Annotated in this window: 1 protein-coding gene; it reads left to right on the forward strand. The window is 69.3% G+C overall.

The genetic code is table 11. From position 1 onward, the window contains the following. A partial coding sequence (locus AC3XYG_RS04075) for an efflux RND transporter permease subunit (protein ID WP_489138532.1) occupies positions 1 to 1,614 on the forward strand: 1,614 nt, incomplete at its 5' end. Positions 1,615 to 1,647: the final 33 nt, after the last annotated feature.

The following is a 1,647-nucleotide window of genomic DNA, read 5'->3' on the forward strand; positions in this document are numbered from 1 at the left end:
GAGCGGGGCTTCGACTGGCTATCCGGCCGCTACGGCTGGCTGACCACGAAGCTGGTCCATCGCTCGACGATCATGCTGGTCATCTATGGCGGCCTGCTAGGCCTAACCGTCTGGCGGCTCAGCGCGACGCCGACCGGCTTCATCCCGGATCAGGACCAGGGCTTCCTGATCGGTGTCATCCAGCTGCCGCCCGGCTCCAGCCTCGACCGGACGGAGGCGGCGGTCAATCGAATCCGGGAGGTCGTCTCGCGAAACCCGATGGTGACCGCAACGGCGGCCTTCGCCGGTCTCGACGGCTCGACCTTCAGCCCGGCCTCGAACAGCGGCGTCATGTTCCTGCGTCTCAGCCCGCACGAGGAACGGCGCGGCGAAGGCCAGTCGGCGGCGGCGCTGGCCGGTCAGATCACCGGCGCCGTCGCGGGCGCGGAGCAGGGCGCGCAGGTCTTCTTCCTCTCGCCGCCGCCGGTGCCCGGCCTCGGCAACGGCAGCGGCTTTGCGATGATGGTCCAGGATCGCGGCGGGGCCGGATATCAGGCGCTCCAGGGCGCGACCTTCGCGATGATGGGCGCCTCCCAGCAAAACCCGGATGTCGGCCAGGTATTCTCCCTGTTCAACACCGGCAGCCCGAGGATCGAGGCCGACGTGGACCGCGATCGCGCCCAGCTGGTCGGCGTTCAGCCGACCCAGGTCTATGCCGCGCTCGGCACCTATCTGGGCTCGACCTACATCAACGATTTCAACCTGGTGGGGCGCACCTTCCGGGTGACTGCGCAGGCCGAGGCGGCGTCGCGCGAGGATCTGGCCGATGTCGGCCGGCTGCAGGTGCGCTCGTCCAGCGGGCGGATGGTGCCCCTTTCCGCGGTCGCCACCTTCCGCTACGGGGCCGGCCCGGTCCAGGTGACGCGCTACAACAATTATCCCGCGGCGGAGCTGCAGGGGCAGACGCCGCCCGGCATATCCTCCGGCCAGTCGTTGCACGCCATGGAGCAGATGGCGGCGCGGACCCTGCCCCCCGGCTTCAGCTTCGAATGGACCGGCATCGCCTTTGAGCAGCAGGCGGCCGGCAACACGGCGCCTTTGGTCTTCGCCGTCGCCGTGCTCTGCGTGTTCATGGTGCTGGCGGCGCAATATGAATCGCTGACGCTGCCGCTCGCGGTCATCCTGATCGTGCCGATGTGCGTGCTCGCGGCGATGACGGGGATCAACCTGCGAGGGCTCGACAACAACATATTGACGCAGGTCGGCCTGATCGTGCTGATCGCGCTCGCCGCCAAGAATGCGATCCTGATCGTCGAGTTCGCCCGCCAGAATGAGGCGCATGGCATGGACCCGTGGCAAGCCGCGATCCATGCCGCCGAGTCGCGCCTCCGGCCGATCCTCATGACCAGCTTCGCCTTCATCTTCGGCGTGATCCCGCTGGTCGTCGCGGTCGGTCCGGGCGCCGAGATGCGCCAGGCGATGGGGACGGCGGTGGCCTTCGGCATGCTCGGCGTGACGATCTTCGGCCTGGTCTTCACGCCGGTCTTCTATGTTGTCTGCCGCCGCCTCGGCAACCTCGCCTCCCGGCGGCGCTTCGGCGCGGCCGAGGACCCGGCGCCGGGGGCGGCGGAATGAGGCGCGTTCTCGCCGCCCCCGCGGGCGCGCTGG

The organism is Inquilinus sp., assembly GCF_057815775.1.